The sequence below is a fragment of the Rhizobacter sp. P2_H2 genome (assembly GCF_056403375.1).
The window spans coordinates 1-1369 of record NZ_JBFUFP010001287.1; the positions used below are offsets into that span (position 1 = coordinate 1).

Consider the following 1369-nt stretch of genomic DNA (forward strand, 5'->3'; position numbering starts at 1 on the left):
CTGCTGGTGCCCGACATCGTGCCGAGCTTCACGCCGCAGGAGTTCCTCGCGCACGGCGCCGGGCTGCCGGCCGCGGCGCGCGAGTTCGGCGACAAGCTCGCGCTGATCGAACTGCAGAACGGCGAGGCCGCGCCGAGCTACATCGCCGGCACGCCGAATTTCTACACGGTGACGCGCTACAACTGGTCGAGCTACTACGCACTGGCGGTGATCGAGCTGGGGCAGGCCGTGGCGGCCGTGCACCAGCGGCTGCCCCGCTGACGACCGATCAGCGGTTCTTGTTCAGCCACTCGATGAGGGCATTGAACAGCGGGTAGCGCGAGTTCTGATCGTTGACGCCGGCCCACACGAAATCGAGGTACACCTCGCTGACGAAGACGTCTTCCAGCGTGTCCGGGTTGGTCGCAATCAATTGCAGGTACGGCTTGTTGTCCTTCTGCACCCGCTTGAAGTTGACCCACAGGAACGGCTTGTAGGCCCGGTACAGCTTGTTCAGGCCGATCGGCTCGCTCAGGCTGGGCACCTTGTCCTGCAGGTTGTTGACGATCACCAGCTTCTGCAGCTCGTCGTAGTTCACGACCTGATCGAAGTACTTGACTGCCTTCAGCTGATTGACGCCGAAATCGCCACCGCCGGAGATGAAGGCCAGGCCCTTGAACGGCGCCAGCGGCATGGTCTTGGCCGTCACGACGGTTGCCTTCGAGATCGAACCGAGGTCGGACTTCAACAGCCCGGTCTTCTCGTCGACCGCAGCCACTTTCATCTGCGTGCCGCAGCCGGCGAGAAAGGAACAGATCAGGATCGCAAGGATGCGTTTCATGTTGGTGTGCAAGTAGGTATGGATGATGACGGCCGCCCTCCGCGGCCGGCAGCGATCCTATCGCAGGCCCGGTGCGTGGCCAACGAACGCACCAGGCGTTCAGCTGAACAGCCGCCGCGCCGCCGCCGTGCCGGCCGCCAGGTCGTGCGTCTCCAGCGCCTGGTACAGCTGCCCCAGTTCCCCGCCGATCGCCGCGAACCCTTCGGGCCGCAGCGGCTGCCCGTTGTCGTCGACGATCGCCGCATCCATGCCAAGCGACAGGGCCTGCGCACTCGCCTGCCACGCGATGAACGGCTCGGCGCGCGCATCGGTCTGCGGCACGTCGAAGCTCAGCGTCACGTCGCGCACCACCGACTTGTTCGGGTCGTCGGCGAAGGCCGCCTGCGGATCGAAGCTGAGCGTCAGCACCGGCGGCGCGCCCTCGTCGGCCGCCGGCAGCACCAGCCGGCCCGGCACCACGCCCGGCACGAAGCCGTGGCGCGCCGCATGCTGCTGGATGTAGCCCACGCTCCAGGCCGCCGAACGCGCCTGCAGGTGCACCGCGAGCTG

At 66.5% G+C, this 1369-nt stretch carries 2 protein-coding genes and 1 pseudogene; 1 reads left to right on the top strand and 2 read right to left on the bottom strand.

What is annotated here, in order from left to right:
- Window positions 1–261 (top strand): lytic murein transglycosylase (locus AC1D15_RS32405; protein ID WP_477829292.1); only part of this gene is annotated, 261 nt, incomplete at its 5' end.
- 7 nt (window positions 262–268) lie between these two features.
- Here AC1D15_RS32405 and AC1D15_RS32410 read toward each other — a convergent pair.
- Entirely contained in the window at window positions 269–820 is a 552-nt protein-coding gene (locus tag AC1D15_RS32410; RefSeq protein ID WP_477829293.1) for a hypothetical protein, read from the bottom strand.
- Window positions 821–919: 99 nt separating this feature from the next.
- A pseudogene (locus AC1D15_RS32415) lies at window positions 920–1369 on the bottom strand (cell division protein FtsZ); the annotation flags it as partial.